General features: G+C 65.5%; 14 protein-coding genes. 11 read left to right on the top strand and 3 right to left on the bottom strand.

All coding sequences use genetic code 11. From position 1 onward, the window contains the following. Positions 1-164: 164 nt before the first annotated feature. The 4 genes from AB6730_RS09055 to AB6730_RS09040 all read left to right on the top strand — a co-directional run bounded on the left by AB6730_RS09055 (position 165) and on the right by AB6730_RS09040 (position 5080). Positions 165-308: a hypothetical protein gene (locus AB6730_RS09055; protein ID WP_371023312.1), complete on the top strand. Its 144-nt coding sequence runs from the start codon at positions 165-167 to the stop codon at positions 306-308. Positions 309-620: 312 nt separating this feature from the next. Further along, the gene (locus AB6730_RS09050) at positions 621-2141 is read left to right on the top strand and encodes a collagen-like triple helix repeat-containing protein (protein ID WP_371023311.1); all 1521 of its coding nucleotides are present in this window, start codon (positions 621-623) and stop codon (positions 2139-2141) included. Between the two features lie 102 nt (positions 2142-2243). Then, on the top strand, positions 2244-3908 hold the full coding sequence (locus tag AB6730_RS09045) for a ShlB/FhaC/HecB family hemolysin secretion/activation protein (RefSeq protein WP_371023310.1): 1665 nt from the start codon (positions 2244-2246) through the stop codon (positions 3906-3908). 65 nt (positions 3909-3973) lie between these two features. Next, a complete protein-coding gene (locus AB6730_RS09040) occupies positions 3974-5080 on the top strand; it encodes a catalase family protein (protein WP_371023309.1) in 1107 nt (368 codons plus the stop codon). 3 nt (positions 5081-5083) lie between these two features. Here the strand turns inward: AB6730_RS09040 and phbB are convergent, their stop codons facing one another. Then, a complete protein-coding gene (gene phbB, locus AB6730_RS09035) occupies positions 5084-5824 on the bottom strand; it encodes an acetoacetyl-CoA reductase (protein WP_371023320.1) in 741 nt (246 codons plus the stop codon). A 57-nt stretch (positions 5825-5881) separates the two neighbouring features. Then, the gene (gene gluQRS / locus AB6730_RS09030; RefSeq protein ID WP_371023308.1) at positions 5882-6763 is read right to left on the bottom strand and encodes a tRNA glutamyl-Q(34) synthetase GluQRS; all 882 of its coding nucleotides are present in this window, start codon (positions 6761-6763) and stop codon (positions 5882-5884) included. Positions 6764-6959: 196 nt separating this feature from the next. Between gluQRS and htpX the strand changes: the two genes are divergently transcribed. From htpX to AB6730_RS09005, 5 genes are all read left to right on the top strand, one after another. Further along, positions 6960-7850, top strand: coding sequence for a protease HtpX (htpX, locus tag AB6730_RS09025; protein WP_371023307.1), 891 nt, complete (start codon positions 6960-6962; stop codon positions 7848-7850). A gap of 79 nt (positions 7851-7929) precedes the next feature. After that, the gene (gene htpG / locus AB6730_RS09020) at positions 7930-9795 is read left to right on the top strand and encodes a molecular chaperone HtpG (RefSeq protein ID WP_371023306.1); all 1866 of its coding nucleotides are present in this window, start codon (positions 7930-7932) and stop codon (positions 9793-9795) included. Positions 9796-10156: 361 nt separating this feature from the next. Further along, positions 10157-12163 carry a hypothetical protein gene (locus AB6730_RS09015; protein WP_371023305.1) on the top strand — a complete coding sequence of 669 codons (2007 nt, stop codon included), beginning with the start codon at positions 10157-10159 and terminating at the stop codon, positions 12161-12163. Positions 12164-12205: 42 nt separating this feature from the next. After that, positions 12206-13111 (top strand): AEC family transporter, encoded by a 906-nt coding sequence (locus AB6730_RS09010; protein ID WP_371023304.1) that lies wholly within the window; start codon positions 12206-12208, stop codon positions 13109-13111. Between the two features lie 39 nt (positions 13112-13150). Then, complete coding sequence (locus AB6730_RS09005; protein WP_371023303.1) at positions 13151-13549, top strand: RNA-binding S4 domain-containing protein; 399 nt, start codon at positions 13151-13153, stop codon at positions 13547-13549. Positions 13550-13741: 192 nt separating this feature from the next. Here AB6730_RS09005 and mutS read toward each other — a convergent pair whose 3' ends face one another. Continuing rightward, positions 13742-16327, bottom strand: a complete 2586-nt coding sequence (gene mutS, locus AB6730_RS09000; protein WP_371023302.1) for a DNA mismatch repair protein MutS — start codon at positions 16325-16327, stop codon at positions 13742-13744. A 191-nt stretch (positions 16328-16518) separates the two neighbouring features. Here mutS and AB6730_RS08995 point away from each other — a divergent pair, with 191 nt between their 5' ends. Beyond that, positions 16519-17358 carry a lysozyme inhibitor LprI family protein gene (locus AB6730_RS08995; RefSeq protein WP_371023301.1) on the top strand — a complete coding sequence of 280 codons (840 nt, stop codon included), beginning with the start codon at positions 16519-16521 and terminating at the stop codon, positions 17356-17358. A gap of 24 nt (positions 17359-17382) precedes the next feature. Beyond that, entirely contained in the window at positions 17383-19197 is a 1815-nt protein-coding gene (locus tag AB6730_RS08990) for an XVIPCD domain-containing protein (protein WP_371023300.1), read from the top strand. The last annotated feature ends 32 nt before the right edge of the window (positions 19198-19229 follow it).

The following is a 19229-nucleotide window of genomic DNA, read 5'->3' as shown; positions in this document are numbered from 1 at the left end:
GCTCGGACGGTCGGGCGGGGGTTTTCGATTCGGCTCCTGCCTCAGCGAAAACGATCGGCCGTCCAGGCCGATCCCCTACGGGCCTTTTCCGCCCGTCCGTCCTCGGCTCCTCATGTCGCGCCGAGGGTGGCGCCCGGCAGCTCTCTCGACACTGCGGTGGGTGGGTGGAAAGAGCAAAGCCCGCCTCGTGCGGCGTGCCGTTCGCCCTGCCGTTCGCCCTGCCGCTTGTCACTTGCCGCACCCGGGTGGGAAGCGGGCTGGCCCGCGATTCCTCGATCTTCTCGCTGGCGAAGGAGGCCTTGCGGTGATCGGGCGAGGCTTGTCACCGCTCACTCGGTTGCAGTGCACAGCCTCATCCGCTCGACATAGGGTGGTGAATCGCTGGCCAGCCCGCTTCCCACCCGGGTTGCGGGGGATTCACACGGAACGGCTTGTTCCCAGGTCGACGCCACCTTTCTGCCGAAAATTCATGGTGGAAGATGCCTGGATTGCCGCTTTTGCGCACTTCGGGGGACGGTCTGGGCGTCTGATGAGTACGGGTGTGACGAGGGTCACAGTCGATGTTCGGCTCCCATATGGCAGGGGGCACTACCCAGGGCGCATGCGCCCAAGGAGTGATCATGAGCGAGCAGAAATTCACGAAGATCCTTACCCGTACCTTGCTGGCGAGCTGCATCCTCGCTGCTTCGGTATCCATCACGGCCTGTAGCGGCCACGGCTCCACGCGATCGAGTGGCGGCCATGGCGGCACGGTGAACCCCGGCGGTGCTGGAGGGACGGGTGATGGCGGCGGTGGCGACGGCGGCGGAACCGGGGGAGGGACCGGTGGCGGCACGGGCGGTACCGGCGGAGGTACAGGCGGAACCGGCGGTGGCGGTACAGGTGGCGGCGGAACCGGTGGCGGTGGCGGCGGCACGGGTGGTGGTGGTGGTGGCGGTGGAGACGGCGGCGGCACCGGCGGCACGCCCCCGCCCAGCAACGCCGTAGGGACGATCGCCACGGGCGCCGGCAACATCGTTTCCGCCATTGGCGGTGCGGTGTCGGGTGTCGGCACTCAATTGCCCTCGACCACCATCCTCGGCGGCACGAGTGGCCTCACTGACGGCCTCGGCAGCGCCGTCGATGGTCTGGGTGGCGCCGTGACCACGTTGGGCGACGGTATCAGCGATGGCCTCGGCCAGATCGGCAACACGTCCGATCCCATCGGTACGACCACGGACAGCCTCGGCAACGTCGTGGTCCAGGTGGGTGGCGCGGTGAACGATCTCGGCGGTGGCGTGAGCACCGTGGGAGCGGGCACGCCGATCACCCCGATCACGAGTGCCTTGGGCACCACGGTGTCCTTCGTGGGCTCGGGCGTCGAGCAGATCGGCGGGAAGCTGGATGGCGCGCTTGATTCGTCCGCGGCCAACTCGTTGACGCAGGCCCTCAGCGATGCGGTGACGCCGATCGCGGGCGCCCTGGGCGACAGCACGTCGCCGATCTCGTCGAGCAATCTGATAGCGGCCGCAGGCAACGCCTCGGGCAGCCTGGTCGGTGGTACGAGCGAAGGCATCTCGAGCCTGGGTGCGAGCCTGGCCGGCGCGCCGGTTCCCGGTCAGCTGGGTGGACTCACCTCGACCCTCGGCGGCACGGTGGAAAGCGCGGGCGGGGCACTCGCTCCGTTGAGCACGGGCCTGTCTTCGGGCCTGGGTACCGCCGCACCTGGTGCTGGAAATACCGTGGGCACCACGCTCGCGGGCGCGACGGGCACGGTCGCCGCGTTGGGTGGCACGGTGTCCGGTGTCGGCTCGGGCACGCTCGCGCCGCTGGCGCCGTTGACCACGACGCTAGGCGGTGCCGTGACGACGATCGGTAACGGCGCGACCGCGGCGGTCGATTCGGGTGGAGCCTTGTCCGGTGTCACCGGTGCCGTCAGCACGGTCGTCAACGGCGTGGCCGGCGTAACGGGTACCGGCACGACCAGCGGCGGAAGCACGGGTGGCACGGCCGCGTTGGGCGGCGTCGTCACCGGCGTGACCAACACCGTCGGTGGCGTGGTGGGTGGATTGGTCGGCGGCCTGTCGGGCGGCGCGATCGGCGGTACCACCGACGCCGATGCTGGCGGGACCTTGAAGGGTCTGTTCGGTAAGCGCCGCTAAGGCGCAGCGGCGGCGGGCGGTGCGAACGCATCGTCCGCCGCGGCCTTCGGGCACGCGCGCGAGGCGATCGCCCGCGCTTGAGTCAGTCACCAGGGAGAGTCCATGAATCGATGGTTCGGCTGCCTTCTGGGCATGACCGTCGTGTGTTCCTCGCAGGCGCAGGTACGCGCCCCCGCCAATCCCTTGCAGACCCTTCCCCGCACGGAGACGCCACAGCAGGCGCCGTCGGTGAAGGTCAACGTGCAGGCCCCCACCCGCGCGTTGGAAGCCTTGCTCGCCAGGCACCTGACACCTTCGCGCTTCGACGTGACCGGTGTGACGTCGATCCCGTTCGCCGAGGTGGCCGCCGTGTTCGCGCCGATGCGCGGCAAGGACACGACCGTAGGCGAGTTGATCGCCGCGGCCGACCGCGTCACCGCCATGTACAAGACCCGCGGCTATGCCTTGTCGTTCGCCTTCGTGCCGAACCAGACGTTCGCCGGTGGCGTGGTGAAGATCCAGGTCGTGGAAGGCTACGTCGCCAGCGTGGATGTGCGCGGGGACGCAGGTAACCTCGATGCGCGCATCCGTGCGATGGCCGCGCACATCGTCGGCGAGCGTCCGTTGCGCCAGGAAACCTTCGAGCGCTATACGCAGTTGCTCGGTCAACTGCCCGGGTTGAAAGTCGCGGCAAATGTGGCTCCGCCCACGACGACCGATGGTGCGACCAGGCTCGACCTGGACGTGAAGCGGCAACGCTACGACCTGACCTACGGCCTCGATTTCAACCATCCTGGCGTGCAGGGCGTGCTTTCCGTCCTCGAGAACGGGGCGACGCCGCTCGGCGAACAACTGAGTGTTTCCACGCTGTTTCCCAACGGTGGAGGCCAGCGCCTTTATTCGGCGGCGTATCTCCAGCCGATCGGTTCACGTGGCTGGCAGGGCAGGGTGGATGCCAGCCGCTACTGGGGTCAGCCCGATACCGACGAACAATTGCCGTCCTACCTCGACCACCGGCTGACGCAGGAGCGGCTCGCGCTCTCGGCGATCTACCCGTTGGTATTGAGCAATACGCAACGGATCAACCTCACGATGGGCATCTACGCCTCGCGCCAGGACGACCGCTATCGCAACGTCGACACCGGCGTGATGCTTGCCTTGCAATCGAGCGTCCGCGTGCTCAATGCGGAGGTGTCCTGGCTCAAGGTCGGTGAAAAGACGTCGCGTCAGTTCGCTTTCGCCATCGCGCATGGATTCGATGGGATGGGGGCATATTCGCGGGCGGTGAGTAACGTCGGTGTGCTCGGCATCGCGATGCCCGACGTGACATTCACCCGCTATACCGCGAACTTTGGTTGGTCGAAGGAATGGGCGCACCGGTTCGGCACGGTGCTGCGTGGCACGGGCCAGTACAGCGACGACGCCCTCCCGTCGACGGAACAGATCAACTTCGGTGGCCCTTCGTTCGCTTATGCCTATGATCCGGGCGATGCGGCGGGCGACAGTGGCTGGGCCGTGTCCGCGGAGGCCAACCGTAGCTTCGTGTCGGGTTCGAAGTGGATCAAATCCGTCGTCCCTTATGTCGCGTACCAGACGGCCCGCGTCTACCTCAACGGGGCCCGGCCGCTCATCGACCGGCTGGATTCCGCGGCCGTCGGCGTGCGTGCCTCGGACAGCAAGCACTACTCCATCGATTTCGCCTTGGCCTGGCCGACCGGGGACAAACCGCCGGAGAGCAACGACCGCGACAAGCGCTGGAACCTCACCTTCAGTTACAAGCTGATGTAGCGCCCCCACCAAGCCTTCACGACATCGGGGCGAAGATCGTGCGACCAGCCGCTCCGAGCCCCGCCATGCCGCTCTCCCTTCACCCGCCGCCGATCCGTTTCGACGAGTCGCTGGAGCGCGTCGAACCGGACGAGGCTGAAACCGTCGAGCAATTGATCGAGACCCTTACCCGCATCAACCGGACCACGCTGGACCACGACAAGCACGCGCACCGCTCCGTTCACGCGAAGAGCCACGCCTTGCTCACCGGGGAACTGATCGTGCCCGGTGACCTGCCACGGGAGCTGGCCCAGGGCATCTTCGCGCGGGAGGGGCGTTATCCGCTGGTCATGCGGCTGTCGACGGTTCCAGGAGACATCCTCGACGACAGTGTCTCCACGCCGCGAGGGATGGCGGTGAAGATCATCGGCGTGGAAGGCGAGCGCTTGCCCGGCAGCGACGGCGACGTGACCCAGGATTTCGTCCTGGTCAATGGACCGGTGTTTTCGGCGCCGAACGCGAAACGCTTCGCCAGTTCGCTGAAGCTCGTCGCGGCGACGACCGACCGGGCGGAAGGGGCCAAGAAGGCGTTGTCGGCGGTGCTTCGCGGCACCGAACGCGTGATCGAGGCGTTCGGCGGCAAGAGTGCCACCTTGATCAACCTGGGTGGCCAGCCGGAGACCCACCCGCTGGGCGACACGTATTACAGCCAGGCGCCGCTTCGCTTCGGCGATTACGTGGTGAAGCTGTCCATCGCGCCGCACTCGCCGAATCTCACCGCGCTGACCGACGCCGGGCTCGATCTCGACGGCAAGCGCAATGGATTGCGCGAGGCGATGGTGGAGCATTTCGCCAGCCAGGGCGGTGAGTGGGAAGTGCGCGTGCAGTTCTGCACGGACCCGGAAACCATGCCCATCGAGGATGCGTCGGTGGCATGGCCGGAAGAGAAAAGTCCTTATATCGACGTGGCGCGCATCGTGCTGCCGCCGCAGCCCGCCTGGAACGCCGTGCGGCGCGCGGCGATCGAGGACGGGTTGGCCTTCAGTCCCTGGCACGGCATCGCCGCGCACCGTCCACTCGGCTCGGTGATGCGTGCTCGCCGGGTGGCCTACAAGGTGATGGCCAGGTTCCGGGCGCACCACAACGGGGTGACGATCCGCGAGCCGCGTTCCATCGCCGACCTGCGGATCTAGGGCTTACCAGCCCATGTAGTGCCCGCCGTTGATGGCGAGGTTGGACCCGGTGATCCAGCTGGATTCCTCGGAGGTGAGGAAGGCCACGGCGTGCGCGATCTCCTCGGGTCGGCCCAGCCGGCCGACGGGGATCTGCGCCACGATCTTCGCGCGGATGTCCTCGGGCACGGCCATCACCAGGTCGGTGCCGACATAGCCCGGCGAGACGGTGTTCACGGTGATGCCGAAACGCGCGTTTTCCTGCGCGAGCGAGATGGTGAAGCCATGTACGCCCGCCTTGGCCGCCGCGTAGTTGGCCTGGCCGTATTGTCCCTTCTGCCCGTTGATCGAGCTGATCTGGACGATGCGTCCCCACTGCCGGGAGCGCATGCCTTCGATCACCGGACGAGTGACGTTGAAGCAGGCGTTGAGGTTGGTGTTCACCACCTCGGTCCACTGCTGGTAATCCATCTTGTGGAAGGTGGTGTCGCGGGTGATGCCGGCGTTGTTGACCAGGATCTCGACCGGGCCGGCGAGGTCTTCCACCGCGCGGATCATGGCTTCCGCCGAAACGGGGTCGGAGACGTCACCCGGCACCATCACCACGTCGATGCCGTCGCGGATCATGTCTTCGCGCCAGGCGGCGGCGCGTGCCTCGTCACGGTAGTTGGTGGCGACCCGGTGACCCTGCCGGGCAAGGTAACGCACGATCGCCGTACCGATGCCGCCCGTGCCGCCGGTCACCAGTGCCGTGCGCTGCGTGATGCCTTGCTTCATCCTCGCCTGATTCCTGTGATGGCCCGTCGACCGGGCAAACGATTCTTATAACGTCGGGCTGCGGGTAAGGCTACTGCGGCGTAGCGCCGCAGGTTCGAATCCGTTCAGAGCCTCGCGCAGGAGGGTGGCCGGGTCGGCCGCTCCGGCGGCCACCTCGACGCCTAGCCGTCCAAGCGCCTTCCCGAGGGCGGGCAAAGGATCGGCGGGGTCCACCGGTAGCGCCGCCGTCGATTTGGACAACTTGCGCCCTTCGGCATCGAGGACCAGGGGCAGGTGCATGTAGCCCGGAAGCGGCAGCCCGAGCAGGCGTTGCAGGTAGATTTGCCGGGCCGTCGATTCGAGCAGGTCGGCGCCGCGTACCACGTGGGTCACGCCTTGTTCGCCGTCGTCGACCACGCAGGCCAGCTGATACGCCCAAAAGCCTTCCACGCGGCGGATCACGAAATCGCCGGCCACCTCGCGCAGGTTTTCCTCCTGGGGGCCCTGGAGGTCGTCCTGCCATCGGATCGTCAGGTCGGGTGAACGTAGCCGCCATGCCGGTGGGCGCGAGGGATCGGCCGGCGCGACGCAATGGCCGTCGCGGTGGATGCCCCCATGGGCGGCGAGATCGGCCCGGCTGCACCAGCAGGGAAACACGTGCCCGTCCTGGTGGAGCCTTTCGAACGCCGCTTCGTACAGGTCGCCCCTGAGCGACTGGTAGACCGGTGGCCGGTCGGGCGGCAGGCCGAAGGCATCCAGGGCGGAAAGGATCGCGGCGGCCGATCCGGGAACCTCGCGTGGCGGATCGATGTCTTCGATGCGCACGAGCCATTCCCCGCCGGCATGGCGCGCGACCAGCCAGCTGCCCACGGCGGCCACGAGCGAGCCGAAATGCAGGGCGCCGGTGGGAGAGGGCGCGAAGCGTCCGCGGTAGCGTTGGGGTGTCATCGGGAAGCGGGTTGAGAGGTTTCTCATTGGCCGTACGGCGCCGGGTGCACAGTTTAGGCGATGCCGGTATCCGGCCACCCGCTCCGGGACGCCTTTCCGTTGGGAGCCGGGGCCTCCGGCATTGAATGTTCAGCGTTCGCCCCGAAAACTTGTACCAGGCGGCGCCATACGCCAGCCGCCATGAGAGAGACAAGCCATGTTCAAACGTATTGCTTTGTTCGTCGCGACCAACCTCGCGGTCATCTTCCTGCTCACCAGCGTCTGCCATGTGCTGGGGATCGACCAGTGGGCCGCCCAGCGCGGCATGGGAATCGGCGGCCTGATCGTCTTCGCCTCCGTGTTCGGCATGGGCGGCGCCTTCGTGTCCCTGGCCATCTCCAAGTGGATGGCGAAGATGTCCACGGGCGCCAAGGTGATCACCGAGCCGCGCAACGAGTCCGAGCGCTGGCTGCTCGAGACGGTGCGCCGCCACGCCGAGAAGGCCGGCATCGGCATGCCCGAGGTGGCGGTGTACGACGCGCCGGAAATGAACGCCTTCGCCACCGGCATGAGCCGTAACAACGCCCTGGTGGCGGTGAGCACCGGGCTGCTCCAGCAGATGGACCGCGAGCAGGTCTCGGCCGTGCTCGGCCACGAGATCGGCCACGTCGCCAACGGCGACATGGTCACCCTGACCCTTATCCAGGGCGTGCTCAACACCCTGGTGATCGTGCTGGCCCGCGTGGTCGGCCGCGTCGTGGACAGCTGGCTGAGCGGTGGCCGCGATCGTGACGGCGAGGGCGGCATGGGCTACTTCGTGGTGGTGATGGTCCTGCAGATCGTGTTCGGCCTGTTCGCCTCGATCATCGTCATGTGGTTCTCGCGCTGGCGCGAATTCCGCGCCGACGCGGCAGGCGCCAACCTGGCCGGTCGTGCCTCGATGATCTCGGCCCTGCAACGTCTGTCGGCCAACCACGGCGACACGACCCTGCCGCAGACGATCCAGGCCTTCGGCATTTCCGGCCACCTGGCGACGGGCCTGAAGCGCCTGTTCATGAGCCACCCGCCGATCGAGGAGCGGATCGCCGCGTTGCAGAACGCGCGCTGAGGCTAGCGGGCGGGGCCTTTTTTCAGCCCCGCCCCGCCCACATAATCCGGTGTCTGTCCCACCCTGAAGGAACGGCACCGTGAGCCAGGAAACCCGTAAGTTCGAAGCCGAGGTCGCCCAGGTCCTGCACCTGGTCACCCACTCCCTCTACTCGCACAAGGAAATCTTCCTTCGCGAGCTGATCTCCAACGCCTCCGACGCCTGCGACAAGCTGCGGTTCGAAGCGCTGGCCGATCCCACCCTTACCGATGGCGATGCCGACCTGCGCATCCAGGTGAGTTGGGACCCGGAGGCGCGAACCATCAGCGTCCGCGATAACGGCATCGGCATGAGCCGGGACGAGGTCGTCGCCAATATCGGCACGATCGCCAGCTCCGGCACCCGGCGTTACCTGGAAGCCCTTTCCGGCGAACAGAAGGCCGACGCCCGCCTGATCGGCCAGTTCGGCGTGGGCTTCTACTCCGCCTTCGTCGTGGCCGACAAGGTCACGGTGATCACCCGCCGTGCCGGCCTGCCCGCCACCGAGGGCGTGCGCTGGGAAAGCGACGGCAAGGGCGAGTACAGCCTCGAGGACACCAACGTCACCGAGCGCGGCACCACGGTGGTGCTGCACCTGAAGGCCGACGAGGACGAGTTCCTCAAGGCCTGGACGCTGCGTAGCGCCATAACCAAGTATTCCGACCACGTGGCCTTCCCGATCCGCATGCCGGCCGAAAAGGACGGCAAGCCGGACCCGACCGAATGGACGACGATCAATTCGGCCTCCGCATTGTGGTCGCGTCCGAAGAGCGAGATCACGGACGAGGAATACCAGAACTTCTACAAGGCGCTCGGCCACGATTTCAACGATGCGCTGGCCTGGACGCATAACCGCGTCGAGGGCAACCAGAGCTACACGACGCTGCTCTACGTGCCGGAGCAGCCGCCGTTCGACCTGATGATGGGCGGCCGTGACGAGCGCAAGGGGCTGAAGCTCTACATCAAGCGCGTCTTCATCATGGATGCGGCCGAGGAGCTCCTGCCGAACTACCTGCGCTTCGTCCGCGGTGTCGTCGACGCCGACGACCTGCCGCTCAACGTGAGCCGCGAGATCCTCCAGCAGAATCGCCAGCTGGAGCGGATCAAGACGGCCTGCGTGAAGCGCGTGCTCGACCTGCTCGAGAAGATTTCGCGTGACGAGCCGGAAAAGTTCGCCACGTTCCTCGCTGGCTTCGGCAACACGTTGAAGGAAGGTATCGTCGAGGATACGGCGAACCGCGAGCGCATCGCCAAGCTGCTGCGTTTCGCTTCCACGAAGGGCGAAGGTTCGGCGAAGACGGTTTCGTTCGACGACTACATCGGCCGCATGGCGGTGGGGCAGGACACCATCTGGTACGTCACCGCCGATAGCTACGCGGCCGCCGCCGGCAGTCCGCAACTCGAGGCGCTGAAGGCCAAGGACATCGAGGTCCTCCTGATGTCCGATCGCGTGGACGAATGGATGCTCGGCTACCTGACGGAATACGAGGGCAAGCGCCTGCGTAACGTCGCCAAGGGCGAGTTCCCGTTGGACGAAGCCGACAAGGCGAAGCAGGAAGCCGCAGCCGCCGAGGCCGCACCGTTGCTGGAACGCGTGAAGAAGCTGCTCGGCGATCGCGTGGGCGATGTGCGTGTCTCCGCTCGCCTCACCGATTCGCCGTCGTGCCTGGCGTTGGCCGACTTCGATCTCGCCCCGCACCTCGCGCGCCTGTTGCGTGAAGCTGGCCAGGACGTACCTGAGTCGAAGGCGGTGCTGGAACTCAATCCGGAGCATCCGCTGGTGAAGCGGCTGGCTGGCGAGAGCGATGATGCCAAGGCTGGCGATATCGCGGGTCTGTTGCTCGAGCAGGCGGAGATCACCGCTGGCGCGCAGCTTGCCGATCCGGCGGCGTTCGTGCAGCGGATGAACCGGGTGTTGCTGGGCTAGTCGCGACGAATCGCCGATAGGGTCGGCTCCCACCAGGCAACCAAGCCCCCACCAAGTCTCGGGGGACTGGCTTGGTGGGAGCCGACCTTGTCGGCGATCCCGCGGCAGCGGGCCAGGTCGAGGCAAGCACCCATCGCCGCTGAAGCGGCTCCCACAGATAAGCAGGGCCCTCGCAGGAATGACAGTCGCAGTGGCTGCCATCCTATGTGAATTGCACGCCGCTTCCCGCATGGCTGGCTTCGCCGCCCTTTCGCCAGGTGTTTTATCGAAGCATCGTTTCCTTGCCTGATTGTCTTTCCTGTTGTCCAATCGATCACGGCCCAGAGCGGCCGGTCGATCATCACGGATCAAGGAAAGCACGATGTTCATCTCGCAAGAGCGCACGCACGTTCGCGCCCGTAAGCTGCTTCAGTATCTGACTGCCAGCGCCTGTCTTCTCTCACCGTTTTCGATAGTCCATGCAGCGGAAAGTTGCGAGGCTTCGTTCAACGTTTCCCCCGGCAGTTCCAAAGGACACGTCTTCGAGGCGACGAACGCCGAGACCTCGTTACCGGCGCGGGACGCCATCGCAGAGATGAAGAAGATCGCCGTGGCCGAGGGGTTCAAAATCGGCGATGAGTCTGTACGGGACGACCACGGTACGCTTGCCCTCGTCCAACCGGCGAGCGCTTCGGCGAGAGCATTTCCCGTCGATGTCACCGCAGATCAAGGACGGATCTCGATGAAGGCGAAGCTCCCCGCTGGAATGGGTGGCGATATGGGCAGTATGAAAAGCTACATGTGCGGGCTTCTTTCCAAGGTCGCGGCAAAAGCTCCGCATCAGGTGGACGTGAATCCCGCGGCCTCGCCGTCTCCGAGTAACGTTAACGGATCGATACCTGTGCCGTTTACACCGGAGCAAACCACGGAACTATGCCTGGCCAATGTTTCGCGCGAATATGAAGTTGTCGACGATAGTCGCGTTACGGTGACGACCTGGACATTCTTCGACGATACCGATGATGCGCGGAAGGCCATCGATCGCGTGAAGGGATACCTCGCTTCGACACCGGGAATGTCCCTCGTGTCCGAGCGTTACCACGATAAGCAAGGCGTGGTCGAGTTCACTGCATCGCCGGTACCGCCAACGAATCGGCCGGGGGATGATAATCCGATGAAGGTCGAAGTCGACGAGGGCATGGGGGCGGTGGGCGTCTCGTCGGTCATGCCTCTTCAGTCGGCCATGCTGGGGGACTGGCCCGCGTACCATCTTTGCAAGCTTGCCGCTATTGCATCGCGGACGCCGCTACCCCCGAAACCAGACGCTTCGGTCGAGAAGCCGAAGCCGGCAAAGTTCAGCAATCCCTTCAAACGATCGGGTACTGCGTCGACGAATGTGATCGCCAAGGCGAACATCGTCAATCGTGGGCGGGAGGCCTGGTATGAGAGGGCGAAGTATGCGGGGAAAGCTTTCCTGGTCGTACCCGCGCTCGATGTGGGTGCGAAGTATCGTGGCCTCGACACCGGGAAGTTGCAGACAGAGCATCTTGCTGAATTCTGGGCAGACGTATCGAGCCGGACCATCTGGCGAGGTCGTGGCGACGGAAGCGACGTCCAGACCGGGGCTTGGTCAAGCCAATCCAAGATGGGTCTCGGCGGCTTCGTTCATGTCCTTTCTGCCGGGAAATCTCGTTACGCACTCTATGCGGTAGATCCAGGAAAGTACGAACTCGTAGGAGGGGCTATCGAGAAGCGCGGCGGTGCGCTTCCGAAACCGGAAGGCGTGAAATCCGCCAAGCCTGCTGTCGGGTCGCTCATGGTGAAGAACACGTTGGACCGGTCGTACGAGATCGTCAAGGAATGGCACGACGCGTCGTACCGGACGCAATCCTACGACCAGCAGTACTGTTCGAGGCAACTGGCCGCCAGCGGACAATGCGTCGAATGGTCGTCGCAAAGACAGCATGACCGTGTACAGACGTCCGCCGCTGGTTACAGCGACAAGGTGAATACCAAGATGACGCCCGGTCTCGCTGAGTCGGTCGAGCTGTCGAAGCCGTTCGCCTCATTCGAAGTGTCGCGCGGAGATGTCGCGATGATCGACGGGTTCTTCATGGACAGGAACGGCGATCAAGCCGACGCTAGCTCCTGCAAGGCTTCGGAGGGAGGTGCCACCTGCCAGTTGACCGGTCTCACGTTGTGGCGAATCCCCGCCCGGATAGACGACGTTCGGAAGAACCTGGGGACGCTGAAAGAGGGGTCCACTGCCTGGCGTATCTTCTCCGGCGCGAAGATAGTTCCGCTCACGGTGAACGCGACAGCGATGCCAGACGCGCTGGATGGGTATGAGGCCGGCTGGGCTCGCCGTTACATCATGAAGGCCAAGTAGGTCTTACCGATCGAGCCTATCCCTCTGGTATCGTGCGGCGTCATGTCCGCCTTGCTGATCCTCTTCGTCTGCCTCGCCCTCGGCATGCTTTGCCGGCGCTTCGTCGCGCTTCCCGAAGGGATCGTGCCGGGAATCAATTGGTGGGTGCTGAATATCGCGCTGCCTGCATTGGTGCTGGCGCTCGTGCCGAAGGTGACGGTCGACGCGCAGCTATGGTTTCCGGTCGCAGGCATGTACGTGACCTTCTTCGGTGCCTGGGCCGTGTTCGCCACGCTGGGCAAGGTTCTCGCGTGGTCGCCGCACCGGGTCGGTTGCCTGACCCTCGTCTGCGGGCTCGGCAATACCTCGTTCATGGGCTATCCGATGATGGAGGCCTTGCATGGCAAGGCGGGCCTTTCGATCGCCGTGATCGCCGACCAGCTCGGATGTTTTCCGCTGTTGGCCGCCGGGGGGATCGTCGTGGCGTCGATCTACTCCGGGAGGGGCGCGAGCCTTCCCGCGATCGCCCGTCGCGTGTTCACCTTCCCCGCGTTCCTTGCCTTGGTGGCAGGTGTATTCGTGGGCCTCGCCGGGGGCTGGCCTGAAGCGGTGGAGAAGCTGTTGCTGCAGATCGGCCAGACGCTGACGCCACTGGCTCTGTTTTCCGTCGGTTTGCAATTCAGCCTGCACCTGCGCCGAGAGCAGATCGGGCCGCTGCTCGCAGGGCTCGGTTGGAAACTGCTGTTGGCGCCCCTGGCCGCGTTAGGTATCGGTCTGGCCGCCGGTGTCGGAGGCCTGACGCTCACTGTCGGCGTTCTCCAGGCAGCCATGGCACCGATGATCTCGGCGGCGATCCTTGCCGACCAATACGGGCTGGAGCCACGCCTGGCCAATACCGTGCTCGGTGCAGGCATCCTGCTGTCCCTGGTAACCATCCCGGTGGGCAACCTGTTCCTGCCGGCAGGATGAAGCCTTGGGAACGCACGGGCACGACCATACCCTCTGCGCATGACCGATCCGACGACCTCCCCGGGCGTACGCGCCGACGTGTGGCTTTGGGCCGCACGCTTCTTCAAGACCCGTAGCCTGGCCAAGCAGGCGATCGAGGGCGGCAAGGTGGAACTCAACGACGCGGCCTGCAAACCGGCCAAGCTGGTGCACGTGGGCGACACGCTCCGGATCAATCGAGGCGAGGAACGCCTGGCCTGCATCGTCTCGGCGCTTTCGGAAAAGCGTGGGCCTGCATCGGAAGCGCAGAAGCTCTATACGGAAACGGAAGAAAGCATCGCCGAACGTGCGCGCCGGAAAGAGGATCGCCGCCTCACGGGCGGCGCGCTGCTGCGCCCTGACTCACGTCCGGACAAGCATGCTCGGCGCCTGATCCAGGACCTGAAGAAGACCCTCTGATCCAAGGCCCCGGGAAAAACCGCCCCCCGAATCCCTACCCGGGCTGCTGACTCGGGTAGGGAAGGGGGACGCCACGGGGCCGGAAGATGGAGAGTCATAAGGCCCCGTGAAAGCGGCCTGGAGACTATAGGTAGCGGCGTCGGCTTAGGGAATTCGTTTGTTCGAATCGAACCGATAGTGCCACCCTATGGTTCAGCGCAGCATTTTCCGCAGCTTGTAGAGTTGGTCGAGCGCCTCGCGCGGCGAGAGGTCGTCCGGATCGACCGCCCGCAGCGCTTCCTCCACGGGGGATGGTAGCGGCGGTGCGAACAACCCCATCTGCGGCGTCGCGGCAGGCGGTGTCACGACGGCGGCCGTGACTTCGTGTCCCTGTTCCAGCGCGGACAAATAACGGCGAGCATCCGCGATCACGGATTTGGGCAATCCGGCCAATGCGGCCACCTGCAAGCCGAAGCTGCGATTCGCCGGACCGTCCTTCACCGTATGCATGAACACCAGTTGCTCGCCGTACTCGACGGCGTCGAGGTGCACGTTCGCGATGGTCGGGAATTCGCCCGCCAGCTCGGTGAGTTCGAAGTAATGCGTGGCGAAGAGCGTGAACGCGCAACTGGTAGCGGCCAGATGGACGGCCGCGGCGCGCGCGAGCGAGAGGCCATCGTAGGTGCTGGTGCCACGGCCGACTTCGTCCATCAACACGAGGCTGCAATCAGTGGCGTTGTGCAGGATGTTCGCCGTCTCGCTCATTTCCACCATGAAGGTGGACTGGCCGCGCGACAGATCGTCACCCGCTCCGATGCGGGTGAAGATGCGATCGATCGGCCCGATGGTGGCGGCCGATGCAGGCACGTAACTGCCCACGTGCGCGAGCAGCACGATCAACGCGTTCTGGCGCATGTACGTGGACTTACCGCCCATGTTCGGACCGGTGATCACCAGCATGCGGCGGCTTTTGTCGAGCGCGAGGTCGTTCGGCTCGAAGGGCTCGTCGCGAACCTTCTCGACGACGGGGTGGCGCCCGCGATCGATGCGGATGCCGGGTACATCGGTCAATGCCGGCGCTGCCCAGTCCAGCGTCTCGGCGCGCTCGGCGAGATTGGCCAGCACGTCCAGTTCGGCCATCGCGGCGGCGGCGGTTTTCAGTTCGGGCAGGTGTTCGATCAGCTTGTCGAGTAGCAGCTCGTACAGCGCCCGCTCACGCATCAGGGAGCGTTCCTTCGCGGACAGCACCTTGTCCTCGAACTGCTTCAGTTCCTCGGTGATGTAGCGCTCGGCGTTCTTCGTGGTCTGCCGGCGCGTGTAGTGCTGTGGAGCCTTCTCCGACTGCGCCTTGGTGATTTCGATGTAATAGCCGTGGACCCGGTTGTAGCCGACCTTCAGCGTCGGTATGCCGCTGGCGGCTTTTTCGCGTTCCTCCATGTCGACCAGGAATTGATCGGCGTTGGTGGAGAGACGACGCAGTTCGTCCAGTTCCTCGTCGTAGCCTTCGGCGAGCACGCCGCCGTCGCGAAGCAGCACGGGCGGCTGTTCGACGATGGCGCGAGCCAGCAGAGCGGCGGTCTCGGCATGATCGCCGATACGCTCGACGAGGCCGTGCAGCAAGGGGCTGTCGATGCCGGCGATGTCGTCGCGCAGGCCTGGGGCGGCGGCGAGACCATCGCGCAGGGTGGAAAGGTCGCGCGGGCGTGCCGAGCGCAAGGCCACGCGGGCCAGGATGCGTTCGAGGTCGCCGATGCCGCGCAGGCGCTCGCGCAACGTTGCGTGACGGCGTGCGTCGATGAGGCTGCCGATCGCCTGGTGGCGGCCACGCAGGACATGGCGGTCGCGCAGCGGGCGGTTGAGCCAGCGGCGCAGCAGGCGCGCGCCCATCGGCGTCACCGTCTCGTCGAGTACGCCCAGCAAGGTGTTCTCGACGTTGCCGCTCTGATGCGTGTCGATCTCCAGGTTGCGCCGCGTGGCGGCGTCCATGGCGATGGTCTCGCCCGCGTTCTCCACCGCCATGCCGGTGAGATGGGGCAGGGCGCTCTTCTGGGTTTCCTCGACGTAGCCGAGCAGGCAGCCAGCGGCGGCGATCGCCAGGGGCATGCCATCCACGCCGAAGCCGAGCAGGTCGCGGGTCTTGAAGAAGCGGCACAGTTCGCGCGTGGCCGCATCGCCATCGAAGTGCCAGGGTTGGCGCTTGCGCAGGCCCGGCAGGGAAGACACGAGCTTCGGCCAGGCCACGTCCTCGCCGACCAGCGTTTCGGCCGGCTGCAAACGGGCCAGCTCGGCGGCGAGCCCCTCGGCCGACGACACTTCGGTGAGCAGGAAGCGGCCGGTGGAGAGATCCACCCAGGCCAGGCCGTAGCCCTTCGGGCCGGCGGCGATGGAAAGCAGCAGGTTGTCGCGGCGTTCTTCCATCAGCGCCGCATCGGTCACGGTGCCGGGAGTCACGATACGCACGACTTCGCGCTTGACCGGCCCCTTGGACGTAGCGGGATCGCCGATCTGCTCGCACAGCGCCACCGACTCGCCCAGCCTCACCAGCCGCGCCAGGTAATTTTCCACCGCGTGGTAGGGCACGCCCGCCATGGGAATCGGGGCGCCGGCCGACTGGCCGCGTTGGGTGAGGGTGATGTCGAGCAACCGCGCCGCCTTGCGCGCATCGTCGTAGAACAGCTCGTAGAAGTCGCCCATCCGGAAGAACAAGAGGATGTCCGGATGCTCGGCCTTCGCCGCGAGGTACTGGCGCATGAAGGGCGTATGCCCGGCGGCCGCCGAGATGTCTTCTGCTAAAGCCATGATTTTCCGAGGTCGATCGATAGAGGCGGGCCGGTGCCGGCACGCTGGCCGTACATGATAAGCGACGTCGGGCGGGCTTGCCGGGGGCAGACGCCGCGCCGGGTGGAAGGCTGACGCACGCACGGTTTCCTGTGGCGGCCGCTGGTATCCTCTGAAGCGGGGAACCAGGACCATACGCCAAAGGAGTCTCGATGTTCGGCACGCAGACGGAAACGACGCGGCGACGCCGCCTTGCCCAGATCGGGGCGCCGGCCTTGATTTTCCTGCTCGCTGGCCAAGCGGCCTTCGCGAGCCCTCGCATGCCATCGGGTGACGACGCTCAGGCGCGGATGAGCCCGTCCTATGGCGCCTGCGTCGATGCGGCCAAGGGCGGCGACCGAGGGTCATGCGTCGCCAGGGAGTATGACCACCAGGACGCCCGCCTCAATGCCGCTTACCGAAAACTCTCGGCGTCGCTCGACGAGGCGAAGCGGACGACACTACGGAATGAAGAACGCCAATGGCTGGCCGACCGCGACAAGGCGTGCGGCAAAGGTAATGGCAAGGACGTGGTGAAGAACGAATGTACCCTCGGCCGAACGGCAGACAGGGCCGCCGAACTGGAGCAACGCATAGGTCTTGCTCCTGCCTCGGCGGAGGTCGTGAAGGGCGATTGGGGGTATCGCAGCGATTGCGGTTCCGGGCATTACGTGCAGTTCTCCGCCAAACCAGCGGGTGCCGCTGTCGAGGGGACGTGGTCCGACGGTACACGAGCCGGGGGCGAGTCGGGCTCGTTCAAGGGCGAACTGCGCGAGGGCAAGCTTTTCGTTCGCTTCTGCAGCGACGAAGAGACCAGGGGCGGTTTCCCGCTGTGCCCGGCCTACGGCACCGGTGACGACGCGTATTTCGTGCCCGTGGGCAAGGATCTCGCCTGGTACCGGACCTGGGGCCCGCCCGCCGACGGCAAGTTCGATAAATACGTGGAATTGCATCGCGCGGCCAACGGCGAAAAGGTGCCGCTGGATACCCGTTGTCCGACCGGTTCGAACTGACGACGTTCCTGAAGGAGATAGAGCATGCCTGGATTGACTGACAACGAAGCCCGCGCGCTGGCTTACTTCGCGATTGGCGTGACGTCGGAAGGCTCCGATGTGGCATATCGCCTGAGCCTCGCCGGAAATACGGGAAGGGATGCACAAGGGAATCCCATCCTGATTCCCGTGGGGAACAGCGGTTACTCGATCGGTACCTTGCAGACCGACCTGGGACAGCACCCCGAGGTGGCGACGCAACTGACGGACGCGTTTCAGGCGTGGGCACGGACCCAGCATCCGGATTGGGAACTATCGGCGGCCCAGCGCAACCAGACCGCGGCGGACCTGGGACGTACGGGACATCAGATCGAAGCTCAGCATGGCCGGCCACTCGACGCGACGGTCAAGTCGCACCTGGACACCTTCATGGCGAGCGATGCGGGCATTTCGTTTGTCCATGCGCGGGATACGGCGCAGGTGGACCGGTTGATGACGAACGCCGTCGCACCCCTGCAAGGTACCTCGCTTTACCAGAACGCCTCGGAGCAGGACCAGGCCAGGCTCATCGGCATTACCGCGAAGCTCTATAACCAGAGCGAAACCTACGGAAACCGCCTCCTGCAACAGATCGAAAGCGGCCAGCACCACAGCGTGGCCGAGGTGAGCGCCTCGCTGAATCGCTATGCGGACTATGTCACCGACGGGCGGGACCATGCGCTGCAAGGAACGGCGCTGTTCAACGACCTGCGTGCGACGCCCGCCAATCACCCCATGCGTCCCGCGTGGGACAACGTACTCGCCAATCCCACGGTCAATCCGACGCAGCTCGGTAACGATCCGACACACCCGAACCTCCCCCACGAATACGCGGTCATCAAGGATGCCTTCGTCGACCCCGCACACAGCCGCCCGATGATCCAGGCTCTTGGCCAGAACGGCTCGTATGCCCAGACAGCGAGGGACCGCGGCTTCTATGCGGAAGGTCGCGACATGCTGATGTGGGACCGGAAGGGGAATGGCCATGCACTGGTCGACGGCCAATGGAGCAGTGTCGACAGCCGGGATATCCACACGGTGAGGAATGCCGACCATACCCTCGACGTGAACGTCCGACGCAACGGTACCGACGAGCGCTTGCTGCACGTGACCCATCCGGGCCAGGGGCGCGGCCAGCCTTCCCATGCCGGCGCGGCGCATCCGGGCAATGCAAGCGGCGATCATGTCCAACACGCTGGCTCGTTGCGCGAGCATGACCACAGTCCGGAAGTGAGGGCGCTGCAAGCCCAGTTGGCCCAGCTCGGTTACAAAGGTGCCGACGGCAGGCCAATCACGCCCGATGGCGACTTCGGTGGCAACACCAAGGTCGCCCTGCAATCCTTCCAACGCGACCATCACCTCACTGATGATGGCGTTGCGGGAACGAAGACGTTCGACGCGTTGAGGCAGGCCACGCAGCCGGCGCCCTCGCCGGTCTCCCTTGCCGATGCGTCACATCCGGGCCATGCCATGTTCCAGCAGGCGACGGCGGGGGTGCATGCGCTGGATGCGAAGCAGGGACGTACGCCCGATCAGCTCAGCGCCAACCTGGCCGGCTCGTTGGTCGCTTCGGCTCAGGCGCAGGGAATGACCCGCATCGACCATGTCGCATTGAGCGACGATGCCAAGCGTGCCTATGCCGTGCAGGGTGACTTGAATTCGCCGTTCAAGCAGGTTGCCGAGGTCGACGTAAGCCAGGCGGTAGGGAAGAGCGTGGCGCAAAGCAGTACGGAGTGGCAGCAAAACGCCGCGCAAGCCCCCCAGCAGGCGACGCCACAGCAAGCACAGCCCCAACCGGAACAGCCGGGCATGCATCGCTGATGGGATGTGAGAAGCCGCCCCTTGCGGGGCGG

This window comes from Luteibacter sp. RCC_6_2 (genome assembly GCF_041360655.1).
Lineage (GTDB): Bacteria > Pseudomonadota > Gammaproteobacteria > Xanthomonadales > Rhodanobacteraceae > Luteibacter.
The sequence above is the reverse complement of the archived record's forward strand: the minus strand, read 5'-3'. Positions and strand labels throughout refer to the sequence as shown.